The organism is Dyadobacter sp. HNCC25DJ187 (assembly GCF_056895255.1).
The window spans coordinates 296,721-321,623 of record NZ_JBXHAT010000003.1 but is presented as its reverse complement, the minus strand read 5'-3'; the positions used below and the strand labels follow the sequence as shown (position 1 = coordinate 321,623).

General features: G+C 42.2%; 23 protein-coding genes. 15 read left to right on the top strand and 8 right to left on the bottom strand.

Annotated features, from left to right (window positions below; translation table 11 throughout):
• Window positions 1-64: 64 nt before the first annotated feature.
• On the bottom strand, window positions 65-853 hold the full coding sequence (gene argB / locus AC1XUE_RS22625; protein ID WP_483358284.1) for an acetylglutamate kinase: 789 nt from the start codon (window positions 851-853) through the stop codon (window positions 65-67).
• 249 nt (window positions 854-1,102) lie between these two features.
• On the opposite strand from argB, the gene AC1XUE_RS22620 reads away from it, so the two are divergent.
• The 3 genes from AC1XUE_RS22620 (at window position 1,103) to AC1XUE_RS22610 (ending at window position 3,807) form a co-directional block, all read left to right on the top strand.
• A complete protein-coding gene (locus AC1XUE_RS22620; protein ID WP_483358283.1) occupies window positions 1,103-3,190 on the top strand; it encodes a protein-disulfide reductase DsbD family protein in 2,088 nt (695 codons plus the stop codon).
• A 61-nt stretch (window positions 3,191-3,251) separates the two neighbouring features.
• Window positions 3,252-3,542 (top strand): nucleotidyltransferase family protein, encoded by a 291-nt coding sequence (locus AC1XUE_RS22615; RefSeq protein ID WP_483358282.1) that lies wholly within the window; start codon window positions 3,252-3,254, stop codon window positions 3,540-3,542.
• 37 nt (window positions 3,543-3,579) lie between these two features.
• On the top strand, window positions 3,580-3,807 hold the full coding sequence (locus AC1XUE_RS22610) for a HepT-like ribonuclease domain-containing protein (RefSeq protein WP_483358427.1): 228 nt from the start codon (window positions 3,580-3,582) through the stop codon (window positions 3,805-3,807).
• Window positions 3,808-3,981: 174 nt separating this feature from the next.
• On the opposite strand, the gene AC1XUE_RS22605 is transcribed toward AC1XUE_RS22610, so the two are convergent.
• The 5 genes from AC1XUE_RS22605 to AC1XUE_RS22585 form a co-directional block, all read right to left on the bottom strand.
• Entirely contained in the window at window positions 3,982-7,110 is a 3,129-nt protein-coding gene (locus AC1XUE_RS22605) for an efflux RND transporter permease subunit (RefSeq protein WP_483358281.1), read from the bottom strand.
• A 28-nt stretch (window positions 7,111-7,138) separates the two neighbouring features.
• Window positions 7,139-8,191: an efflux RND transporter periplasmic adaptor subunit gene (locus AC1XUE_RS22600; RefSeq protein WP_483358280.1), complete on the bottom strand. Its 1,053-nt coding sequence runs from the start codon at window positions 8,189-8,191 to the stop codon at window positions 7,139-7,141.
• 75 nt (window positions 8,192-8,266) lie between these two features.
• Window positions 8,267-9,601, bottom strand: coding sequence for a TolC family protein (locus AC1XUE_RS22595; protein ID WP_483358279.1), 1,335 nt, complete (start codon window positions 9,599-9,601; stop codon window positions 8,267-8,269).
• A gap of 71 nt (window positions 9,602-9,672) precedes the next feature.
• Window positions 9,673-10,137 (bottom strand): MarR family winged helix-turn-helix transcriptional regulator, encoded by a 465-nt coding sequence (locus AC1XUE_RS22590; protein WP_483358278.1) that lies wholly within the window; start codon window positions 10,135-10,137, stop codon window positions 9,673-9,675.
• A 166-nt stretch (window positions 10,138-10,303) separates the two neighbouring features.
• Window positions 10,304-11,764: a M48 family metalloprotease gene (locus tag AC1XUE_RS22585; RefSeq protein ID WP_483358277.1), complete on the bottom strand. Its 1,461-nt coding sequence runs from the start codon at window positions 11,762-11,764 to the stop codon at window positions 10,304-10,306.
• A 215-nt stretch (window positions 11,765-11,979) separates the two neighbouring features.
• Between AC1XUE_RS22585 and AC1XUE_RS22580 the strand changes: the two genes are divergently transcribed.
• The gene (locus AC1XUE_RS22580) at window positions 11,980-12,801 is read left to right on the top strand and encodes a lysophospholipid acyltransferase family protein (RefSeq protein ID WP_483358426.1); all 822 of its coding nucleotides are present in this window, start codon (window positions 11,980-11,982) and stop codon (window positions 12,799-12,801) included.
• Window positions 12,802-12,858: 57 nt separating this feature from the next.
• A complete protein-coding gene (locus tag AC1XUE_RS22575) occupies window positions 12,859-13,776 on the top strand; it encodes a TIGR01777 family oxidoreductase (RefSeq protein WP_483358276.1) in 918 nt (305 codons plus the stop codon).
• A gap of 9 nt (window positions 13,777-13,785) precedes the next feature.
• On the opposite strand, the gene AC1XUE_RS22570 is transcribed toward AC1XUE_RS22575, so the two are convergent.
• Complete coding sequence (locus tag AC1XUE_RS22570) at window positions 13,786-15,261, bottom strand: M61 family metallopeptidase (protein ID WP_483358275.1); 1,476 nt, start codon at window positions 15,259-15,261, stop codon at window positions 13,786-13,788.
• A gap of 101 nt (window positions 15,262-15,362) precedes the next feature.
• On the opposite strand from AC1XUE_RS22570, the gene AC1XUE_RS22565 reads away from it, so the two are divergent.
• The 10 genes from AC1XUE_RS22565 to AC1XUE_RS22520 all read left to right on the top strand — a co-directional run bounded on the left by AC1XUE_RS22565 (window position 15,363) and on the right by AC1XUE_RS22520 (window position 23,272).
• Window positions 15,363-16,031 (top strand): hypothetical protein, encoded by a 669-nt coding sequence (locus AC1XUE_RS22565; RefSeq protein WP_483358274.1) that lies wholly within the window; start codon window positions 15,363-15,365, stop codon window positions 16,029-16,031.
• A 60-nt stretch (window positions 16,032-16,091) separates the two neighbouring features.
• Window positions 16,092-16,724: an acetyltransferase gene (locus AC1XUE_RS22560; RefSeq protein WP_483358273.1), complete on the top strand. Its 633-nt coding sequence runs from the start codon at window positions 16,092-16,094 to the stop codon at window positions 16,722-16,724.
• Between the two features lie 183 nt (window positions 16,725-16,907).
• A complete protein-coding gene (locus tag AC1XUE_RS22555) occupies window positions 16,908-17,474 on the top strand; it encodes a YceD family protein (protein WP_483358272.1) in 567 nt (188 codons plus the stop codon).
• A gap of 71 nt (window positions 17,475-17,545) precedes the next feature.
• A complete protein-coding gene (gene rpmF / locus AC1XUE_RS22550) occupies window positions 17,546-17,740 on the top strand; it encodes a 50S ribosomal protein L32 (protein ID WP_115830664.1) in 195 nt (64 codons plus the stop codon).
• 133 nt (window positions 17,741-17,873) lie between these two features.
• On the top strand, window positions 17,874-18,812 hold the full coding sequence (plsX, locus tag AC1XUE_RS22545; protein WP_483358271.1) for a phosphate acyltransferase PlsX: 939 nt from the start codon (window positions 17,874-17,876) through the stop codon (window positions 18,810-18,812).
• An 86-nt stretch (window positions 18,813-18,898) separates the two neighbouring features.
• Window positions 18,899-19,894 (top strand): beta-ketoacyl-ACP synthase III, encoded by a 996-nt coding sequence (locus AC1XUE_RS22540; protein WP_483358270.1) that lies wholly within the window; start codon window positions 18,899-18,901, stop codon window positions 19,892-19,894.
• Window positions 19,895-19,954: 60 nt separating this feature from the next.
• Complete coding sequence (efp, locus tag AC1XUE_RS22535; RefSeq protein ID WP_115830661.1) at window positions 19,955-20,521, top strand: elongation factor P; 567 nt, start codon at window positions 19,955-19,957, stop codon at window positions 20,519-20,521.
• An 80-nt stretch (window positions 20,522-20,601) separates the two neighbouring features.
• Window positions 20,602-21,090: an acetyl-CoA carboxylase biotin carboxyl carrier protein gene (gene accB, locus AC1XUE_RS22530; RefSeq protein ID WP_483358269.1), complete on the top strand. Its 489-nt coding sequence runs from the start codon at window positions 20,602-20,604 to the stop codon at window positions 21,088-21,090.
• A 35-nt stretch (window positions 21,091-21,125) separates the two neighbouring features.
• On the top strand, window positions 21,126-22,469 hold the full coding sequence (gene accC / locus AC1XUE_RS22525; RefSeq protein ID WP_483358268.1) for an acetyl-CoA carboxylase biotin carboxylase subunit: 1,344 nt from the start codon (window positions 21,126-21,128) through the stop codon (window positions 22,467-22,469).
• Between the two features lie 101 nt (window positions 22,470-22,570).
• Window positions 22,571-23,272, top strand: a complete 702-nt coding sequence (locus AC1XUE_RS22520) for a hypothetical protein (protein ID WP_483358267.1) — start codon at window positions 22,571-22,573, stop codon at window positions 23,270-23,272.
• A 132-nt stretch (window positions 23,273-23,404) separates the two neighbouring features.
• On the opposite strand, the gene AC1XUE_RS22515 is transcribed toward AC1XUE_RS22520, so the two are convergent.
• Window positions 23,405-24,712, bottom strand: coding sequence for a Gfo/Idh/MocA family protein (locus AC1XUE_RS22515; protein WP_483358266.1), 1,308 nt, complete (start codon window positions 24,710-24,712; stop codon window positions 23,405-23,407).
• Between the last annotated feature and the right edge of the window lie 191 nt (window positions 24,713-24,903).

The following is a 24,903-nucleotide window of genomic DNA, read 5'->3' as shown; positions in this document are numbered from 1 at the left end:
AAAAAATTAAAAACTATTTATTCTGTAAATACGACTATCGGTAGTTTGCTATATGTCTACGTTATCAACTCATCGATAGCGTCGTACCAGCCTCACCGTATATAGCACGTTCTAATTCATCCGCATGACAAATAATAACCTGTGAAACGCCTTGCTCCAGGGCTGCAAATGCATTGTCAAGCTTCGGAATCATCCCTTTATTGATCACCCCTGAGTCGAGGTAATGTGCATAAGTTTCGGGAGTGATGGATGAAATTACAGAATCATCGTCATCTACATCTGTTAAAACACCTCTCTTTTCAAAACAATAGATCAACTTTACATCGCTGGTTTTCGCCATAGCGACTGCAGTTGCCGACGCCATAGTATCAGCATTCGTGTTCAGGAGTAACCCTTCAGAACTATACGTCAACGGAGCGATGACGGGAATGAGGCTGCTTGCAAGCAATGCTGCAATTTGTTGTCCGTTTACTTCCTCAATATCTCCGACAAAGCCATAATCAATTGTTTTAACCGGTCTTTTAACAGAACGTATGATGCCTCCATCCGCACCTGTAAGGCCAATGGCATTACAGCCATACGACTGTAGTTGTGCCACGACATTCTTGTTGACCAGTCCTCCGTATACCATAGTTACTACATCGAGCATTGCTTTGTTTGTAATCCGGCGACCATCCACCATCTGGGTTTCTATCTGCAGACGGGAAGCCATTTGGGTGGCGACCTTTCCACCTCCATGTACCAGTATCCTGTTGGCACCAAGAGCAGCAAAGCTTTTTATAAAGCGTGTGCTGGCTTCCGGATTATCGATTACATTTCCTCCGATTTTGACTACGTATAAAGGCTGCGGCATGGTTTGCGGTTTATGCTGTTTCTGAACCGCCAAAGTTAATGGATGTGTACCTAACTAGAAAATGAAATAATTCATCTGTCATGTCTGCACAACTCCCAGTGGTATAATTACCATATTCCCGGCGTGCAGGAGACCAGCAATGAATTTTTTCATGAAAATAACGTTGAAATACTGAGATCAGGACAATATGCCATAAGTTTACTTTTTAAAATGTCCAGTGTCTGTCCTGACGCTAATCCAGTATAACATATGAACCGATATTTTTTATTTTTCCTCACTCTATTTGCGTTCGCCGGTAACCTCTCACTGGCCCAAGGAATCCAGAAAGACAAAGCACACTGGACTTATACTTTTTCAAAAAGTGAAGTAAAAAAGGGTGAAACAGTGGATTTGGTTTTCACCGCCGTTCTGGACAACGACTGGTACATCTATTCGTCTGATTTTGATCCGGATCTGGGACCAATGCTGACTACCTTCACATTCGAAAAAAACAAAAGTTTTGAAGTGATTGGAAAACTCAAACCTCAAAACCCGAAGCAGAAGTTTGAGGAGATCTGGGGAGGAAATGTACGCTACTTCGACAAAAAAGCTGTCTTTAAACAAACGATAAAGATTTTAGAGGATAATCCCGTTATCAAAGGAAGTTCTGAATATCAGACGTGTAGTCACACATCAGGTCTTTGCATTCCCGGTAACCAGGATTTTGAATTTAAAGGCTTGAAAGTGGTAGCCGGAGTTACAACAAATACGGTTGAAAGCACTGAACCCACATCTGCAGTAACCGAAACTGTTGCCACGGATAGCACCAGTACTGCTTCAGTGGAAACAGAGAAAAATGATTCGCTTGCCGCCAAAACAGACTCAAGTACAGCTGTATCCACAATCCAAAGTGATACTAATACCAATGAAAGCACCGGAGACAGTTCACTATGGGGTTTCGCACTGGCCGCTTTTCTTTCCGGTTTAGTAGCGCTACTTACGCCATGCGTATTTCCGATTATTCCGATGACGGTAAGTTATTTTACCAATCAGGAAGGTGGAAAGGTAAAAGCCCTGGTTTATGGCATTTCTATAATCCTTATCTATACACTGATCGGAACCGTAGTATCACGTGTTAACGGCCCTGCCTTTGCCAATTTCCTGAGTACGCACTGGGCACCCAATCTGCTGTTCTTTGCTATTTTCTTTGTCTTTGGTCTGTCTTTTCTCGGCTTGTTTGAGATTGTATTGCCTAGCGGCTTTGTAAATAAAATGGATGCACGTGCCGACAGAGGTGGTTATGCAGGTGTTTTCTTCATGGCATTCACGCTTGTACTTGTTTCATTTTCCTGCACAGGCCCTATTGTAGGAAGTCTTTTGGTTGCCTCTGCGGGTGGGGAAGTTGTGAAACCCATTATAGGCATGGCGGCATTTTCGGCTGCTTTTGCGATTCCATTCACATTATTTGCACTATTTCCGCAGTGGTTAAAATCATTACCAAAATCAGGTGGGTGGCTCAACACGGTAAAGGTGGTTTTAGGCTTTCTGGAACTTGCCCTGGCACTTAAGTTTTTCAGTATTGCAGATCAGGTATATCACTGGAGACTGCTCGACCGCGAGGTTTATCTGGCATTCTGGATCGCCATTTTCGGTTTGCTAGGATTTTACCTGTTGGGCAAAATCAGAACACCACATGATTCTCCATTGGAAAAAGTGAGTGTCCCTCGCCTTCTGTTGTCCATTGTAACATTCACATTTGTGATTTATATGATTCCCGGCATGTGGGGTGCTCCCTTAAAAGCCCTTGCCGGCTATCTGCCGCCACAGTCCACAATTGATTTTGATTTGAGCAAAAGAGCGGTGGGTACTCCAAAAGAGACTTCAACTGTTTCGAAGAAGTACGGAGATTTGTTCCACTTACCACATGATCTGGATGGTTTCTTTGATCTGAAAGAGGCGTTGGCTCATGCTAAAAAAGTCAACAAACCAGTTTTTATAGATTTCACCGGACATGGTTGTGTAAACTGCCGTGAAATGGAAGCACGCGTGTGGCCGGAGCCAGAAGTATTGAAAAGACTTCAGAATGACTATGTGATTGTAGCTTTATATGTAGATGACAAAACTGAATTACCGGAAGCAGAATGGTACACTTCCTCTTATGACAATAAAGTCAAAAAGACAATCGGTGCACAGAATGCAGATCTTCAGATTGTGAAATACAACAACAATGCACAACCTCATTATTGCCTTGTAGATCATGAAGGAAACCTATTGGTAGCTCCTAAAAACTATGATCGCAGCGCAACCAGTTTCGCTAAATTCCTGGATAGCGGGAAAGCGGAGTTCGCAAAGAAGTGATCATGTACATTAAGCATTGATAATGAAAGGTTTTGTATCTTGCTTCTGTAATTAAGGTATCATGAAACAACTAATTCAAAAGGCTACAGAATACTTTTCATCCAAGCCTGTGAAACGTGCTTATGTTTTTGGATCCTTTGCCAGAAATGAGCAAAGCGAGCAAAGTGATCTTGATATCCTTGTCGATTTGGATTATGAAAACGGTGCCGACTATTTTCTGTTTATGGAAATGCAGGAAGAGCTTTCAACTATTCTAAATACCAGAGTCGATCTTGTGAGTTCAAATGGCCTTTCTCCGTTTGTAAAGCCTCATATTGAAAAGGAGAAAAGAATGATTTATGAAAGGAGCTAACGCGGATCTGATCCGACTTTTGCATGTAATGTAAGCTATTGCTTACATTGAGAGTTTCCTAAATAATAAAGCCAAACAAGATCTTTATGAAGATCACCTTGTACGATTCGCTGTTGAGCAACAATTAGAAATTATTGGTGAAGCTGCTAACCATATTAGCGATGACCTGAAACTGAAGTTTCCATATGTCGAGTGGAGACGAATAGTTGGTTTCAGAAATTTTCTGGGTCATGAATACTTCGGTGTTGATTTGGAGTTAGTCTGAGATATAGTTCATAATAAAATTCCCTTACTAAAGGTCTCAATACAAAACATTCTGTCTGAAATACAGACCACTAAATAGCCTGTCAATTTATAGCTCAATACCAACAACCCTAAAAACAGAAAACGATGCCTGAATCAACAAGCATCGTTTTCATTTTTATTATCCAATCTATACTTACGCCTCCAGAGCAAACTCTTCTTCTTTTTGCTTATCTTTCTTCGACTTTTTTGCAAAGCGCTCTTTTAACTTATCCACAACATAGTATACAGCCGGAACCAGGAACAACGTCAGGAGCAAAGAACTCGTAAGACCACCAATAATTACCCACGCCATACCGTTTTTCACTTCGGCTCCATCTCCTGATGCAAGCGCTATCGGAAGCATACCTGCCACCATGGCGATAGTGGTCATCAAAATCGGACGTAAACGTTCTTTACCCGCTTCAATCAATGCTGCTTTCAGACCGTGTCCTTCTTCCTTCAACTGATTGGTAAAATCGACGATCAGAATCGCATTCTTCGCAACGAGCCCCAATAGCATGATCATACCCACAATAGAGAAAATAGTAAGACTTTCCATCGTTAGTGCCAATGCTGTAAGTGCTCCTACCAATGCAACCGGAATAGAGAACAGTACTACGAACGGATACACCAAACTTTCGTACAAAGCCACCATGATCAGGTAGATCAGCACAATACCTAGTATCAGAGCCACTCCAAGACTCCCGAACGCATCTGCCTGGTTTTTCAGATCTCCGCCATACTCAATAGATATACCGTCAGGAAGTTTGAACGTTTCCATCTTTTTCTGAATATCGGCTCCGATAGAACCGGAAGGACGGCCAATCGCCTGAGAATTTACAGAAATCGAAGACAAGCGGTCTATACGTTGCAATACACTTTCTCCCATTCCTTCTTTTACCGTGGCAAACTGAGACAACTCAAAGGTTTGTCCTTTTGTATTGACAAATGTAAGGCGACTGATATCCTCTGCTTTGGATCGATCAAACTTATCCAGACTGATCATGATATCGTATTCCTTTCCATTTTGTTTAAACTTCGACCGGTCGTCTCCACGAAATGCAGTTTGAAGAGCCACACCTACTTCTGTAGCATTGATCCCCAGCTGGGCCATTTTGTCACGATCCAGCGAAACACCAATTTCCGGTTTCGGATCATCTACGGAGTAATCCACGTTTTGTGTACCTGGTACGGAAGCAACAATGTCTTTTACCTGCGCAGCCGTCTTTCTGATGAGCGTCATATCCGTTCCCTTCACAGCAACCTGGATTGGAGCCTGGCTGGCATTACCTGTAATAGATGTCGGACTTACGGTTACCTTCACTCCTGGTATCTTCAAAATTTCCTCCTGAATGGCTATACCAAAATCTTCTGCAGAAATCGCTCTTTCTTTTTTATCCACCATTTTTACGGTGATGCTCGCGATATTGCTGTTAGAGGTTGACCCTAATCCCGTGTTACTGTAACCGACATTACTAAACACGTTCGTAACTTCTTTCTTGTCCAGAAGCAGCTTTTCAACCTGCTGTGTTACCTGGTTGGTCTGGTAAACGGATACGGTCGGAGCCATCTCAATCGTCACGTCCAGTTCACCCCGGTCGCTCTGCTGCATAAAAGCTGCACCTACAAACCCACCCGGAACCAATGCGATTGCCCCAATGATCAACGTGAGTGATAGGATGAAAATATACCTTTTATGACCAAGTACCCACGTCAGTATTCTTCCGTATTCCTCTTTGATTCCATCCAGGAAATTTTCAAAGGCGATGTTCATTCTACCCCACAGGCTGTCTTTGTTCAGTACTTCAATTTTACCGAAGCGTGAAGCCAACAACGGTGTAAGTGTGAAGGATACCAACAAACTCATCAATGTGGAAAATACAACGACCAGCGAGAATTCTCTTAATATATTACCGATCAGTCCGGATGTAAGTGCAAGCGGCACGAATACCACGACGTCCACCAGGGTAATCGCCAAAGCGGTAAATCCGATTTCACTACGTCCATCGAGTGCTGCCTGTCTCTTGTTTTTACCCATTTCCATGTGGCGGTTGATATTTTCCAATACCACAATCGAGTCATCAACAAGAATACCGACTACCAGTGAAAGTGCCATCAGGGTCATCAGGTTCAGCGAGAACCCTAGTGCGCTCATCAGAATGAAAGTCGGGATCATTGATGACGGCAATGAGACCAGGATAAACATAGAACTGCGGAAACTGTGCAGGAACATCAGCATCACGATGGATACGATCAATACCGCTAAACCAAGGTCAAATACCACTGCATCTGCAGAGGCCAGTGTATAAATGGACTGGTCAGAAGCTATATTGAATTTAAGATCAACAGAAGCATATTGTTTCTCCAGACTGGTCAGTCTTTCCCGGGTCAGCTGACTTACATCCACCGCATTTGCGTCGGACTGTTTCTGAATTTGTAGTGCAACCGACGGGCGACCGTTGATGTGGTTTACCGCCGTCTGATCTGCAATACCGTCTACTACTTCGGCAACATCTTTCAGAAACACATCTCCACCTGTCGCAGAACGGCCGATGATGATATTACGAAGATTATCAACGGTAGTCAATTTGGCATCAAAACGAATCGAAAGCTGGTCGTCCTGTGTTTTCACCTGTCCGGCAGGATAGGATGTATTCGCGCTATTAACGGCCTGAGATACCTGACCGATCGACATTTTATAAGCTCTCAGCTTTTCCTGGCTTACGTTTACCTGGATCTGACGCTCCGTTCCACCAATAATCGTTACTTGACCTACGCCTGTAACATTGGAAAGCTGTGGTTTTAACTTGTCATCAAGCAAATCAAACAAGGCCGACGGCGACAAATTCGCTGTAACACCCATCCGCAATACCGGAATTTCGTCTGTCGAGAATTTGTTGATCACCGGACGGTCGGCGTCATCAGGTAATAAAGAAATTGCCTGTTCCACTTTTCTTTGCGCCTCCTGCTGCGCAAGATCTACGCTCACCCCCTGTTTCAATTGGATAATTACCGACGACACACCTTCCTGAGATGTAGAGTTGATTTTATCCAATCCTTCTATTGCTGATACCGCATCTTCAATATGCTTGGTAACATTGGTCTCAACCTCATCCGCAGCTGCTCCGCGGTAGGTTGTCATCACGCTGACAACATTTGCCTCAAATTTAGGCAATAAGTTGTATGACAGCTGCTTATAGCTTATTACACCGAACAGGATCAACACAGTAAATATCACTGTAATGAAGAGCGGTCTTTTTACGGCTACTTCTGTAATTGACATATTAAATCGTTTTTTCTATGAGAGAAAATTACTTGGCAACCATAACTGTTGCTCCTTCACTAATATTAATCTGACCCGTTGTGATGACTGTTTCTCCGGATGTAAGTCCTGACAAAACTTCAATCTTATCTCCTAGCTCACGCCCGACTTCAATTTTCCGCTTTTTGGCTACCTTATTCTCCATCACATATACGTATGGATTTCTGATGCTCTCAACCAGCGAACTACGGGGAATCAGCAACGCCTGGTGACTGGTTTTTTGTAAGAACGAAACAGTTACAAAAGTGCCTGCTCTCAACTGATTGGTATTTTGAATGACGATTTCCACAGGATAATTGTGCGATTCATCACCTTGTGGCGCAATGTATGAAATGACACCGTCAATGGTCTTATCCGGATAAATGTCCGTCTTCACTTGTACATGCTGACCTTCCTTAAGTCTGTACACGTCGCCCTCGCTGACCATTACCTGTACTTTCAGACGGGCCACGTCCATGATCGTTCCCAGAGAAGTCCCTACATTCACAAATTCTCCTGGCTCGATATTCTTTTTAATGATACGGCCACTGATGGGTGCTACTACGGATGCATCATTGATTTGCTGTTTAATCTGTTCCGCCTGATTCAGCGCATTTTCATAGTTGTATTTCGTATCATTCACCTGAATTTCTGTTGCTGCGTTCCCTGCCAGTAATTTGGTGTAGCGATCGGTATCCTTCTTCAGTTTGGTAATGTTCAGCTCTGTTGCTTCGAGCGAAAGTTGTTTCAAACGACTGTCGACACTTACAATGGCCGCACCTTTCGATACATAAGAACCCAGCTCATATTTTACAGCCATAACTTTTCCAGCTGAAGTAGCCATGATCTCCGCCTGTTTGAAAGGAATAAGGTTTCCTGTACGTACCAGTTGCTGATCCGTACTTCCTTCTGAAACCGTAGCTACCGTAACCGGAATACTTATCCCCGTTTTTTCCGGCATTTTATTTTTCGAATCAATCTTCGACTTATTAGCCACCAGTCTGAAACCAATCAGAATACCGATAATGGCAATTGAACTGATGATGATGATTTTTCTTTTCATGATGTTATAACATTTAGCAAATGATCAGGCTCGTAGAATCCTGTGCTGTTTTATATTGTTTGATGATTGATTCAATTATGGTAATTCTGAATAGAAACTAATTAAAGATCCTTGCGACTGCTCAATCCCCAATTGTGCCTGATAGTAGCTCAGCATAGAATTGATATAATTACTTTGTGCCTCCTTATAAGAAGTTTCGGCATTCAGCAAATCCGAAAGTGGTATAGTTCCTCCCCTGTACTGAAGCGTCGTCACATCATACACCTCTTTGGCAAGTGTCACATTTGACTCGTCGTTTGCCAGATTTAACCTTGCCTTTTGAAGTTGGGTGGTCGCATTATTGTTTTGAAATTCATAACCCTGTATGTTCAGTTTCAACTGTTCCTGCTGTGTCATCAGGTTTAAATCGGCCTGCCGGTACTGCGCATCTCTTCTGAAACTGTCGAAGATGGGAATAGTTACTTTTAAGCCGATAGCTCCGAAACTGAACCAGTTGTTCCAGGAAGCTCCCAGGCTGTTGCCCAATGCCTGCACACCATAACGACCATAAACAGATAGCTTGGGGAGATATCCAGCCTTGATCCGGTCCTTTTCGATATTCTGCAATTGCATATTAACCTGCTGCATTTTATAAGCGCTCAGGTTTGCAGGATCAAACTGCCCTGGCTCATATACCTGAAACGGTTTGTTCAGAGGGTTGTCTGTCAGTTCAATTTGTTCCGCCATGGGCATACCCATATCCAGTTTAAGCTGATTCTCGGCCAATGACAAGTTATTCTCTGCCAGTGTAAGCTGGGACTGAATGTTATTCAGACTTACCTTTGTACGGTCGTAATCCACCTTTTTGATCACACCATTATCCAGCTGCAGTTGCAATGTTCCCAGTATTTGTCTGGTTTTATCCAGATTGTCTTTGAGTAATTCGATCTGCTGTGTCGTTACAAAAACCTGGTAATAATCATTTGCAACATTATAAATGATGCTTTCCCGGATATTTTGAGAATTCAGCTCTGCATTTTTAACGTTAGGCTTATTCGCTCTCAAACCCGTTAGCAGCGACTGATCAAACACCACCTGCTCTGCCTGTGCGCTTACGTTGGTGGAATACTTTGTTCCCAGTGCCACACGAACGTCTTCAGTACCCCCTGTAAAACTTGCAGGCAATACAGTGGATTGCAGCTTGATGTTGTCATCAAGAGCACCGGAGGCATTCACCTGAGGCAGGTAGCCCGCCAATGCTTCTCTTCCCTGCTGCGTGGCAATGCCTTCTTTAATCTTTCCAATCTTTACATTCCCATTATTTTTCAGCCCGTACTCAATACACTGTTTAAGACTTAATTTTGTCTGAGCAAAAAGTGAATGAGAGAAAGCCATTAAACCCAGGATTAAAGCAATCCGATTCTTTTTCATTTCATTGGTATTTTCTGTGGCTATTATTGTATTTGGTTGATAGGTCTACTGGTGATATATCAACTATTAATTTAAACATTTACTTTTTCGATTATTGTTTCCATCCTGTTCAGAAAAGAAAGAAAGGTCTTTTGTTCCTCTGCTGTATAGTGCTCCATAATCTGTCGATGAAAACCAATTGCAAGTGTCTGTATTTTCTCACACACAAACTTACCGCTTGCTGTTACCGATATCAGGTTCTTTCTTTTATCCTCTATATCACTTTCTATCTTCAGAAAGCCATCCTTATGTAAACTTTGTACAGACCGCTGTATACCAGCCTTATCCTTCTGTAAAATATTAGCTATATCCTGTTGCGTAATATTATCCTCTTTGAAATACACAACCATCAGAATCGGTATCTGCTCTGCCTGCACAGGAATACCTTCTGCAACCAGCGCCGAGTTCATTTTTTTAAATACCAGCCTGGTCACATTTCCCAGCTTAAACTGAAGGGAATTACGCATCTCCTCTCTGATCTTATTTATTTCTTCCATTAAATGTCATGGTGAATGATTGTGCTACAAATGTAAAATAAGTTGATACATCAACCAAATATGTAAATGTAATTTTTTGATGAATGGTTTATTTTGATGATCAATGAAAAAACCCCGCCGTGAAGAAACACAGCGGGGTCGACATAAAAGCTTATTTTGGCCGGAATTACCTACCCAGTGTTTTGATTAACATTCCTTTCTCAACCCGGCTGTTGAGTTCCATTCCGTTGAGTATGGCAAGGTCGCCAAGTTTACTGTCAGGCATATTGTAGTCTTTCAGCGTTTCCTGTAGTGTTCCGTTACGCTGTACAGTTTTAATCCTGATTCGCTCAGGCTGACGGTTTAATATATTTCCATCACTAACAGATTTGAACCCCTGTGCCACAGTCTTAAATTGATTCAGATGATTGTTGAAGGTAGCTGCTGTAGCTACTCCATGCATAGCATAAATATTGCCACCGTACTGAATCAGCCAACTAGCGACTTTGGTGGTTGTCTCAGCTGTCTGTTGCTGGCCCTGCTGACCAGCCTGCGTCGAAATCAGCGCAATAGCCTGGTTTCCATTAATGGTAACCTTATTATTCTCTGCGACCTGCAAATTGTAATTTTTTATAACCGCCTGAGCAGCTTCATCTAATGACTTCCCTTCTGCCATTGTAAACAGCATCATTGATTTGCCATCCTTGGCAGCCATCTGAAACTGCGCAGGTGTGTTATCATACTGCCATCCTGACGGTACAGGGAATTGCAGCTTTAACTCGGGGTGGTAAAACTGGTTATTCTCAACAAAGCCTTGTTTTGGATCTTCACCGTAAATGATACCATCAATTCTCTTAAGGTACTGATCCCGGTTGATAGCATAGTTTCCCGGAGTAGTTTTCTGATACTCGGTAGCCAAGGCCTGGACTTTTTTCTGACGATCGCCCGGATCTGGGTGCGTCGACTGGAAAGTTGGGATACTCTGTCCGCTTTTGGCACTGATTCTTTTTAGTGTACCAAAAAAGTCAGCCATCTCATGCGCATCGTATCCGATCTTACTGGAATATCCCACACCAATTTTATCTGATTCTGTTTCATGATCGCGGCTATAACTCAGAAAAAGTGCCTGAACAGCCTGAGCTGCCTGGTCGCCCATACTCCTGATTTGCGGAGAAAGCACCATTCCGGCCATCAATCCAACCTGACCAATAATTTGCGACGTCTGCTGACGGGCAGAGTGGCGCGCCGTAACGTGACCGATTTCATGGCCTAACACCCCGGCAAATTCAGCTTCGTTGTTAAAATGAGCCATGATACCCCGTGTAAAATACACATACCCACCTGGAACTGCGAAAGCATTTACAACCGGAGAATCTACAATATAGAATTTATAATCCAGCTCCGGGCGATGTGAAATCTTACCCATTGCATTCCCTTTATCATTAATAAAAGACTGCAGATTTTTATCGTCATATAAACCCATGGAAGCGACAACCGCCGGATGCGATTCTGCCCCTATTGCCAGCTCCTTCTCCTTCGACATTAAAATAATTTCCTTCTTACCTGTTACCGGATTTTTAGAGCAGCCCGATAGCATACCTACAGCCAGAATGCCGCTCAGAAGCTGTAATTGTACTTTCCTTTTCATATAAGTATTAGGTGGTGTGTTGCTTGTAAGTTTTGCCAAATTAAACAAGTCTGAGTGTATTCTCAAAGAATCATGCCAGAAGTACCTAATATACGTCATCCAATATAGGGAGTAACTCTTTGCGATGATTAAAGAACAGAAAGCTATTATTTATTACCTTCGCTGGTTATGAACATGTTTCCTGCGTGAATAATATCCGACAGGCATTTGAAGAGATGATGAACAAAAAGAAAACCACATTCAGTTTACTTCCCCGCTGGCTGATCCGACTTGATTTTTTTGGTCTCTTTGAAAAAGATCCGTTTGGCAATTACCTCGCCATTAAACGCTTCTTTATTTTTATCATCGGCTGGTTTACCTATTACCGGTATACGGCAGTAAATAAGATTCAGATCAAGGGTGCCGACCAGCTTCTGAATCTCCCGGATCATGGTGTATTATTTCTTTCCAATCATCAGACTTACTTTGCAGATGTAATTGCATTCTACCATATTTTCTGCGCAGCAAAATGGGGATATAAGGATACCATCTCTCCACCATTTTATTTGCTTTCGCCCAGAGCACGATGCTATTATGTAGCTGCTTCGGAAACAATGAAAGAAGGAATACTTCCAAAGTTATTCAGTATTGGCGGAGCGATCACTATTGAAAGATCATGGCGCGCCAATGGCGAAAATGTAAAGCGGCAGCTGGACAACTCCGCCCAGGACAAGATCGGCATGGGACTGGATCATGGATGGGTAGTAAGTTTTCCTCAAGGAACCACCAAACCCTATGCGCCAATAAGGAAAGGTACCGCACATCTCATCAAGGATCATCAACCCATTGTCATTCCTGTTGTCATTAACGGCTTCCGAAGGGCTTTTGACAAAAAGGGGTTAAGATTCAAAAAGCGAAATACCAAGCTGACTGTTCACTTTAAAGAACCGATGCATTTTCTTCCCGATGAATCACTGGAAAGCATGATTGAAAGAGTAACCAAGGCGATTGAACAAGAGCCACCCAAGGAAAGCAATACGATAAAAGCCATTGAATAATAGGCTAATGGTATACCTTTTGTAAGCTTCTTCTTACATCTTCTTAATTTAAGTGTAATGGGACAAAAAGTACTTATCACCGGAGGGACCGGCCTTATCGGAAAACGTCTGACCGAGCTACTGCTTCAAAAAGGTTATGAGGTTGCTATTCTCAGCAGAAGTAAAAAACAGATCCCGTCGGTAAAAGTATATGAGTACGATACAGAAAAAGATTACATAGAAAACGGCGCACTTGCCAACATAAGTCACCTTATCCATCTGGCTGGTGCCGGCGTAGCAGATGAACGCTGGACTGAAAAGCGCAAAAAGATCATCATTGACAGCCGGATTAAACCCATTGAGCTGATTACCCGAAAGCTTAAAGAAGACCATATCTCTTTAGAATCCTTTGTATCAGCCTCCGGAAGCAGTTATTACGGGGAGAATTCCGGAAATAAGCAGAACACAGAAAAGGATCCACCTGGGAACGACTTCCTTTCTCATGTTACCGTGGAATGGGAAAAAGCCGCTGATCTCATTGCGCAAACAGGTGTCCGCACTGTTAAACTAAGAACCGGGATTGTATTGAGTGAAGATGGCGGTGCGCTTGCCAAGATGGCTCAGCCTGCCCGATTTGGCTTTGGTGCTCCTTTGGGTTCAGGCAAACAATGGATATCGTGGATTCATCTGGATGATTTATGCAGAATGTATATGGAGGCAATGGAAAACCAAACCTGGGAAGGTGCCTACAACGCCATTGCGCCAAACCCTGTCACTAATGCACATCTGACCAAATTGATCTGTAAAGCATTGGATCGTCCCCAATGGATGCCAAATGTTCCTGCTTTTGCACTTGAATGGGTTTTCGGAGAAATGGCCAATGTAGTATTAGGTAGCAGCTATCTGATTAATGAACGTATAGAAAAGGATACTAACTTCAGGTATGAGTTTACAGATCCGGGATCAGCACTACAGGATATTCTAGGTAAAAAGTAACGAAGAGTTTTATTCTTCTTCATCTTGTTCAGAATTCGGCTGTGATGTTGCTAACCATTTCTCTCTCTGCAGACCCGCTTTAAAATCATCCAGCTCATTGAGCTGGATATTCCCATTGCTGAAAGTCGTCATTTGCAGTCCTATAAATGACAGTGCTTCATTCAATCTATCTTCAAGAGGTGTATTTCCATAAATACAGTCCTGCCAATACCATTCAAGGGACTCTCCTGCTACTTCCTCCGCAATATCAATGTAATCCTGAATCGTATACCCGGTAAATGGTTTTCCGAATCTCAACCAGAGTAACCGCATGATATCATCCAAAGATTGAGCGTGATCTGTTTTCTTCCTGATATATAGGTCAAGAATCAGCGCTACCAGTGCTCCTTTGTGGTACACCGAAACCTTACGATCAGGAATACCCTTTTCGTACCCGTCCAGCCATAAATCAAACGAAGATTCCACCAATGACTGGCTAGCTCCTCCGCTATGCTCAAAATGCCTTTTCATATATACTTGCAGCTCTTTGATATAGGCTTCCTGGGTAAACACGCCGGATCGTTTCAGAAACAAATCGCCGTAATACGTTGTACATCCCTCGGCGACAAAACAAGTTGCAAAGTAATTTTCTCTGGTAAAATCATACGGCAGCATCTCTTTGGGACGAATCCGGATAATATTCCAGGCATGAAACAGCTCATGACTACTTACACCAAGCAAATCCGTGTACAATCCTTCTCCTTCATCGTCGGGTCCCAACACAATCATAGTAGAATTGCGATGCTCTACCCCATGGTAAAAAGCAGTTGGCAAAATCAGGTTCAGGAAATGGTATTCCTGTTCAGGAAATTCTTTCATGGTCGCAATCTGTTCCTGTGAAAATCTCCTGAAATCCCGCTCAATCCGTTTCCAGTTGGGCTTCAGATTTCCATGCATCCAAATGTGGAACTGCACTCCTTCCACCAGATAGCTACATTTTTGCAAACTCAGAGAGGCCAGCAATGGACTGTCGACTAATTCATAAAAGTCATTTGCTACCAAAGTATTTTCTGAAACGGACGATAAGCCACATGCTATTTCATAACCATCCGGGAGATCGAGGAATACTTCATAAGAATCAGATATCCTTCCCTCCGTGTACATACAGAAATTAATAAAATTGAGATACCAGAGGGTCTCATCTATATAACTACTGCCTGCATTCTGAATGACAGCGTAATAGGTATAATTCACCCGGACCTCATCCTCCCCCTTTGTTTCCAAACGCCAGCGATCCTTTGTCACTTTATTCAGTGGTAGTTTCTGGCCTGTTTTCGAAATCGCTTCAATAAATTGAATATTTTTGGCAAAATTCTGAATTTCGTAGCGCCCGGGCCTCCACGCAGGAAGCTGGATTTCTATAAAATCACTATCAATATGAGGTATTGTATAAGTGATTGTCAGAAAATGGGTAGAAGGATCGCTAACAGAAATATGATAATGCATACAATAAAAAAACTGGATTAAAGGAGGAAAACCGAATTGACAAACCAAACTCCGGCTTTTTTACGTTAAACGTACAATTATATAAATAAACACATTATTAGATGAAAATTAAAATCCTCCTATCATGCTTTATTACCGCAGTCCTTATTTCGGCAACTCAGTTATTCGCTCAGACGGATGAATATTATCGCCCCGATTCATTGAAAGGTGAGCGAAGGGAAAGAGAGGAAATACCGCCTATAGAAAAAAAGGTAATACCAGAAAAGAAGCCGCTTTCATCTTTAAAGAACAGTTCATTTAAAGAGCGCCTAAGATTGGGCGGAAGTTTCGGATTAAGCCTTGGAACGATTACTAATATTAACTTATCCCCCATGGTGGGTTACGAACTCACCGAAAAATGGGTGGCAGGAGTAGGTATAACGGGCATGTATTTTAATTCGAGATTTTTCGGAACAAATGCGATATACTATGGTGGAAGGGCCTTTACCATGTATGCAGTTGCCCCTATGATTAACATAATAGGAGAAATTGAAACGTTGAATGTGGAAAAAGACACCTTTCAAAAGTATGATACGAGAGCATGGATAGTTTCTCCACTGCTGGGTGCCGCCTACACGCAACAAACCGGGGGGCGGTTCATCAAAGGTGTGCATTTATCGGCACTCTACAATTTTAACTACAACCGGCAGATTGATGATTTTGGCAATAACATTTCACCACATGGTTTGTTTTTGGGACAACCTATCATTATAAGAGTAACCTTTTTATAATTTTGCATAAGCCATTAAAACAGGCTTTTATTTATTACTGATACATTACGATAACAATACATGGAAAACCCGGTTTTAATTTTTGGTGCAGGAGATATAGGTGTGCAGGCACTGGATATATTCAGACGTAACAATGTATTGGTGTATGGCCTTCTGGATGACAAGAAAGAATTGCACGGTCAGGAGTTTTCTGATGTAAGTGTACTGGGGGATACAGATGACTCGGGCTTTCTAAACATAGTAGGTGAAAAATGTGAGGCATTTGTAGCCATAGGAGAAAGATCTGTGCGTGAGCGCATTGTGGAAACACTGGTAGAAGACCGCAAAATAATGCCGGTGAATGCTATACATGATACTGCAGTCATTTCGGAAATGGCAGAAATCGGTCATGGAAACCTCGTTGCTGCACGTGTGACAATCGGACCTAAGTCTAAAATAGGTAACCATTGCCTTGTGCAAGCCGCCTCAATACTGGATACATGGGTGCAAGTGGGCAACTTCGTGACAATTGGAAGCGGTGCTATCATCAATGATCGCGTCAAAATCGGAGATGGAGCCTTCATCGGATCAGGCGCCATTATAGTAGCCGGTATTGAAATAGGAAAAAATGCTCGTATTGGTGCAGGATCTGTAGTGATTGAAAATGTGCCGGCCAAGGCAACCTACTTTGGCAATCCGGCGAAGAAAGTGTAACTTTTACTTGTCCGGCTCGCCATGCGGCATATCCGGAAATCAATATACAATCATTTTTCAGAAGGTATTTGTTTACCATTTGCCTGTTCATTGGTATTGTCCCGAAGATTCCGGCAATAAATCAATAAAAAAGACCCGTAGTTTTTTTTATTGATATGAAAACACACTACCTTTGCAGTCCTTTTGTCAGAAATAGTGAAAGAGCTAAGTAAATACAACATAGACATTTACGGTTTGGAAGACAAACGGTATGACTATGACATAGAATCAGGTGATGCGTTTTTTGAAGAACTGGATCAGGATATAATTGACCAGGGTAACTTCAAAACGCATATAGAGTTGAATAAATCTGCGACGATGATTCAGCTTCGTTTTCATACTCAGGGAACCGTGAATCTTATCTGTGATCGGAGCCTCGAACCTTATGAAGAGCAGTTTGTTTCGGACGAAAAGCTCATACTTAAGTTCGGCGATCACAACCAGGAGTTGACAGATGAGATTGAAATTATAAGCAGAAACACCAATCGCATTAACCTTGCGAAGTATGTTTTCGAGTTTATAGCGCTGTCTCTGCCTGTAAAGAAAATACATCCAAACCTGAGGACGCCTGAAGACGAGGCATTTTCTGACGACGAAGAAGAGGTTGTATTGGTGTATTCATCAGAAGAACCGGTTGATGAAGAGAGTGATCATGAAGATGAACCGGTTGACCCGCGTTGGGAAGCATTGAAAAAATTAAAAGGAGAATAGTTAAAGCCAAGCCGGCCACTATATATAGTAAGAGTTTCAATATCGAAAATTAACAAAGAACATAAAGCATCATGGCACATCCTAAGCGGAAAATTTCCAAAACCCGTCGCGATACACGCAGAGCTCATGACTTCCTAACTGGTAAGCAATTAGGAGTTGACGCTTCAACAGGTGAAATTCACCAGTTGCACCGTGCGCACGTACACGAGGGCAATCTGGTATACAGAGGAAAAGTAGTGGTTGAAAATTACTCGAAAACGGTTTAATTTTTACCAGTGAAGATATCAATTTCGCAACAACCGTATAAAAGTTGTTGCGAAATTCTTTTTTACTAAGGCACAACTGCTAAATTTACACCTTAGATTTCTAAACTTATTTGTATAAAATAACTGCGTGTAAATGAAAATTGCGGTAGATGCTATGGGGGGAGATTTAGCTCCACAAGCCATTGTTGAAGGGGTGATACAGGCCGCTTCGGAACTACCATCGGAAGCTCGGATCGTGTTGATCGGCAGGGAGAATCTTATTTTGGATATTTTTAAACAAAATAACTTCACTCCTGTTAATATTGATATAGTTCATGCGGAAGATGTTATTGAAATGGGCGAACATCCCACCAAAGCACTTTCACAAAAACCAAATTCCAGTATCGGAATAGGCTTCCGGCTTCTTAAGGAAAAGGAAGTAGATATATTCTGTAGCGCAGGCAACACCGGCGCAATGCATGTAGGAGCCCTTTTCAGCATCAAAGCAATTGAAGGGATTTTACGCCCAGCCATTGCAGGTTTTGTCCCTCAGGTAGCTGGCGGTCTTGCCATTATGCTTGACATTGGCGCCAATGCGGATTGTAAACCTGAGGTATTATCTCAATTTGGTGAAATCGGCTCTCTCTTTGCGCAGCACACTTTTCAGATCGAAAACCCACGTGTTGCCCTCATGAATATAGGGGAGGAAGAACAGAAAGGTTCTCTTACAGCCCAGGCTACATATCCCCTGCTGAAAGCAAACAAAAAAATCAATTTTATTGGTAATATTGAAGGTAAGGACCTTTTCAATAACAAAGCTGATGTCATCGTAACTGATGGTTTCACGGGCAATATTCTGTTCAAACTGGGCGAATCGCTTTATGATATCATGCATAAACGAGGTATTCATGATGACTTTATAGACCAGACAAACTATGAGTCAATCGGTGGAAGTCCGATCATCGGAGTAAACGGAAATGTAATGATTGCGCATGGAATTTCATCTCCATTAGCCATCAGAAATATGATTGGCTGGGCATACAAACAGGTAAAGTCAAAAGCTTATCTGCATATTGCACAGGCACTTAACTAAATAACGATGATTGACACGCTTACACCATTAAAACAATACTGTCTTTTACCACAATCCAACCGGATTATGATTGTTATAATTGAACCATGACCCAAATTAGAGCCTCGATTACAGGAATACAAGGGTATGTGCCTGACTACATTCTGACCAATGCCGAATTAGAGACAATGGTCGCAACGAATGATGAATGGATTGTTAGCCGTACGGGTATCAAAGAAAGGCGTATCCTCAAAGGTGAGGGCTTGGGAAGTTCTCACATGGGTGCGGAGGCAGTAAGAGGATTATTAACAAAAACTAATACTGCACCTGAAGAAATTGATCTGCTGATTTGCGCAACTACAACTCCTGATTTCATTTTTCCCTGCACAGCTAACCTGATATGCGACATGGTTGGTATCCGTAATGTGGGGAGCTTTGACATTCAGGCTGCGTGTTCAGGTTTTGTTTATGCACTTACACTGGGATCTCAGTTTATTGAGACCGGAAAATATAAAAAAATCGTAATTGTCGGCTCGGATAAAATGTCCGCAATAACGGATTATACGGATCGCAAAACCTGTATTCTTTTTGGCGACGGTGCGGGAGCTGTTTTACTTGAGCCAGATACTGAAGGGTATGGAATTCAGGATTCTATTATCCGTTCTGATGGTGTTGGTTATCCATATCTCCATCAGAAAGCAGGTGGAAGCCGTTTTCCTCCCACACATGAGACTATAGACAACCGGTGGCATCATGTTTTTCAGGATGGAGCGCAGGTATTCAAATTCGCTGTGACCAACATGGCTGATGTATCCGCAGAAATTATGGAGAGAAACAACCTGACGAGTCAGGACGTGGCGTGGTTGGTTCCACACCAGGCCAATCGCAGGATTATTGAAGCGACAGCCAACAGGATGGGTGTGAGTATGGATAAAGTAATGATGAATATACAGAAATACGGAAATACAACTGCAGCTACAATCCCATTATGTCTTTGGGACTACGAATCTCAGCTAAAAAAAGGTGACAACCTGATCCTTTCTGCCTTTGGCGGTGGATTTACTTGGGGATCAGTATATTTAAAGTGGGCTATCGGTGCATAGTTTAGCACAGAATACCTGCATTTTTGATTAACACAATTTCGAATTATTTATTGATTTAAAATGGCAACTACAGCAGATTTGCGTAACGGACTGGTGATAAACTTTAACCATGATCTTTTTCAGGTTATTGAATTTCAACATGTGAAACCTGGCAAAGGAAATGCTTTTGTTCGTACAAAACTGAAAAGCCTTACATCCGGTAAAGTATTGGATAATACGTTCTCATCAGGTGCTACGATCAGCCCGGTACGAGTGGAACGCCACAAATTTCAGTTCCTGTACAAAGATGACGTAGGATTCAACTTTATGAATTCCGAAACTTTTGATCAGGTATTGATCGATGAAAAATTGATCACCAATGCCGATCTGATGAAAGACGGGCAGGAAGTTGAAATCCTGATTAATACTGAAACAGATGCTGCGTTGCTTTGTGAATTGCCACCTTTCGTTGAGTTGGTTGTTACTTACTCGGAGCCAGGGCTGAAAGGTGATACAGCTAACTCTCCTAAAAAGGCGATTGAGGTAGAGACCGGCGCAAGAATTATGGTTCCTTTGTTTATCGAAGAGGGCCAGAAAATCAAAGTAGATACACGTACTTACGACTACGTAGAACGCGTTAAATCATAATTTCATTTTTTAGTGTGGTATGAATTAAGCCTGGCAACAGGATTTATTCAGCAATTGCTTCACTGTTAAAAACTCTGTAAATGGAAACCAAAGAAATTCAAAAACTAATCGACTTCATCGCTCAGTCTGGTCTGGATGAAGTAAATATTGAAACGAACGAATTAAAGATCAAGGTAAAAAGATTTGCATCGGCTCCTGTAGTATACGCGTCAGCTCCTCAGGTCCCTGCACATGTAGCTACAGCACCTCAGGCTGCTCCAGCACAACAATCTGCTACTCCTAGTGCTGCACAAGCTCCTGTTCCTGCAGAGACTACCACTTCTTCAAACCTGATCACGATCAAGTCTCCTATGATTGGAACTTTCTATCGTGCTTCAAGCCCTGAAACTCCCGTATTTGTGAGCGTAGGAGATGAGGTGAAGCCAGGTAAGCCTGTTTGTGTGATCGAGGCTATGAAACTCTTCAATGAGATCGAATCTGAAATTTCAGGAAAAATTGTAAAGGTACTGGTTGAAAATGCAACGCCTGTTGAGTTTGACCAACCGCTATTCCTTGTAGAGCCTGTATAAGGCAATGAATGATCTGTAAAACTTAATTGATTTTCATGTTTAAAAAGATACTCATTGCCAACAGGGGCGAAATCGCCCTCAGAATTATCAGGACTTGCCGTGAAATGGGCATTAAAACGGTAGCTGTTTATTCAACAGCCGACCGTGACAGCCTGCACGTACGTTTTGCGGATGAGGCCGTTTGTATAGGTCCTCCTCCAAGCCGTCAGTCTTATCTGAGCATCCAAAATATTATTTCAGCAGCAGAAGTTACCGGTGCGGATGCAATTCACCCGGGATACGGATTTTTGTCTGAAAATGCAGAATTTTCTCAAATCTGTGCTGATTACGGCATCAAGTTTATTGGTGCTACCGCAGCTCAGATCAATGGAATGGGCGATAAGGCAACTGCAAAAGCAACGATGATTGCAGCTGGCGTTCCTGTTGTTCCGGGATCAGAAGGATTGCTTGAATCTGTGGAACAAGGTAAAAGGCTTGCAGAAGGAATTGGTTACCCTGTTATTGTGAAGGCAACAGCCGGAGGAGGTGGTCGTGGTATGCGCGTGATCAACAAACCGGATGAATTTGAAAAGGCATGGAACGATGCCCGTACAGAATCTGCCGCTGCATTCGGAAATGACGGCTTATACCTAGAAAAATTTGTTGTAGAACCACGTCACATTGAGATCCAGATTATCGGAGATCAGTATGGCAAAGTTTGCCACCTTTCTGAACGTGATTGCTCTATACAGCGCCGTCATCAGAAACTGGTAGAGGAAACTCCTTCTCCAATCATTACCCCTGAACTTCGTGAAAAAATGGGTGCTGCTGCCATCAAGGGAGCACAGGCTATTGGTTACGAAGGAGCAGGAACGATTGAGTTCCTCGTTGATAAATTCGGTGAGTTCTTCTTCATGGAAATGAACACACGTATTCAGGTAGAGCATCCGATTACGGAAGAAGTAACTGATTTCGACCTGATTAAGGAGCAAATTAAAGTAGCTGCCGGAGAACCGATTTCAGGTGTTAACTATACGCCGAAACTATATGCCATGGAATGCCGTATCAATGCGGAAGATCCTGCAAATGGTTTCCGCCCGTCGCCAGGTAAAATTACCAATTTGCACTTCCCGGGAGGTCACGGTGTTCGTATCGACAGCCATGTGTATACAGGCTATACCATTCCGCCTAACTACGATTCCATGATTGCGAAACTGATCGTAAGCGGACAATCCCGTGAAGAGGTACTTACCCGTATGAAAAGGGCATTGCAGGAATTTGTGATTGAAGGAATTAAGACAACAATACCATTCCATATCAAACTGATGGATGATCCTGGCTTTAAATCAGGAAATTTCACGACGAAGTATCTGGAAACATTTGATTTTTCGACATTGTAGGTTGGAATAAGACTACAGAATAACACAAAGGTGTCTGGCTTGATGGTCAGACACCTTTTGTTTTTACTAACTTTACAATTTGAACCCTTCGGAAATATTTTATGAAAAAATTATTCTTGCTGTTATTAATAATTTCATCGATTAGCTGCAGAAAAACAGACATTGAGGCAGACCATATAATTATATTCCCTTCGGATCTTTATATTTCTAAAATAAATAAAAAATCGGGGGTTCGTTTATTTGCCGGTGGTGTAGAAATAAAAAACCAGGCTGTTATAAACAGCTTTATAAACAGGCATGAAGGATTTGGAATCAAAGACAGCGTAGTAGTCAGTGATGAAAAAATAACATTTATCAGTCCAGACACCCTACACTTTGGGTCTGCAGACAGAGTATATTCTATAGAGAAAAAGAATGATCTGTTTATTTTCAAATCAAAAAATAAGATCATTCTTCCAGCCACCTCCTATAACATGATTAAAAACCTGTATAAGTACAGCGATGAATCTCCCGAATTAGTCTACAATGGAAACATTCGCGTGAATAGTTTCATGGTTGCCCGCGGGAACTACACTCAACTCCATTTATCTGTTTTCAACTATAAAACAATTACTGCTAATACCCCCAATCCGACAGACTATTTCTATTTCGATCCTTTGGTAGCAGAAGCAGAGCTACCACCTTCATATTATTATGGCGGTAATATATTTAATGAATTCAACGAGAATTTCATAAGGTCTGGCAGATCTTCAGATACACTTGCTGTAGAGGAATATTCTTATACATTCAAAAAAAGGAGATAAACTCGGACCATTCATAAGAGAAATTTAATTCCTGAAGCCCGCTCATTTTTGGAAAGAAGATGCTTCCATAAGCCTAAAAAAAATTAGCCTGAGTAAAACCCAGGCTAAATTGTGATACTAAACACATCTATTTTAAACTGTTGCCGGCAAAGAATACGGCGCTCGGTAATTTCTTGTCAGGTACTTATTGGCATCGTTGTCCCCGACAAACTTCTCCGTTTTAGGATCGAAAGTCAGCGCTCTGCCGGTGCGGTAGGCTATGTTCCCTAAATGCGCTAATCCGGAAGAAAGATGCGCCGTTTCAACTGGTCCGTTGCACATGGCAGGATCCCGTGCCACTACGGCATCAATAAAGTTTTTATAATGATCTCCGCCAGCCTTACGGGTCGGCCCTGGTTTCTTATCCTTACCTAAAAAGGTTTCATAATAGTCATATCCTTTCACAACCAGATATCCTTCACTTCCGTAAAAAATGTTTCCAATTCCTACCCCTCCTTCTTCATTGGTCATCCAGGGACGCACTTCAAACTCAATGATCTTTTTTTCCTTAGGATATACAAAAGATGATGTCAATAATTCAGGTGTTTCCTTGGCATCATTCCAAAGGAACTTACCACCGGATGAAGTGATCTTTTCAGGGAAAGTATCCACGCCAAGTCCCCACATGCACATATCCGTTTCATGGATCCCCTGGTTCCCAATATCACCGTTACCGTAGTTCCAGTACCAATGCCAGTTGTAATGCACATAGTTTTCAGAAAACGGCTTCATTTCCGCAGGACCAGTCCACAGGTCATAGTTTAATCCTTCAGGTATTTTTGAAGTTCCTTTGTCTCCTACATCCGGTCTCCATTTGTACACCAGACCACGTGCCATGTACACATTCCCAATCAAACCGTCACGCATATGTTTAACTGCTTCTTTTAATGCTTCAGAACTTCTGAGCTGTACGCCATGCTGCACCACACGTTTGTATTTATGTGCAGCTTCTATCAACTTTCTTCCTTCATGCAGATTATGTGTTCCCGGTTTTTCTACATACACATCCTTACCAGCCTGGCAAGCCCATATGGCTGCCAGCGCATGCCAGTGATTAGGCGTCGCTATACTGACCACGTCAATGGATTTATCTTCAAAAACCTTACGCAGATCTATTTCCGTTTTTACTTTTTTCCCTGTCTTCTCCGTAAACTCCTGTGCTCTCTTTTGTAAAATAACATTGTCAGGATCACACAGAGTAGCCACCTCCACATTACTCAATTTACTGTAACCCGAAATGTGATTTTGTCCACGGCCATTTACACCCAGTACTGCCACACGAACACGATCGTTGGCACCGAAAGCTTTTGCAGGAATGATATAAGGAATCGAAAGTGCGAGTGCCGCGCCTGTGGAATTTTTGATAAACTTTCTACGGGAAATCGAAGGATCGTTTTGCATAAAGATGGGTGTTAGGAAATATAGACTTACAACCAGACAGACGGAACTTAGCCCATCACCCCCTTATTGAATAATACAATTAATTTGTAATTTTATACAATTGTATAAACATCCATGATTGTGCTGTTTTGCAGGTAGAAAATTTATTTGTAGAAATTAAATGCAAAAACCGGCAAGAGCGATTACCCATG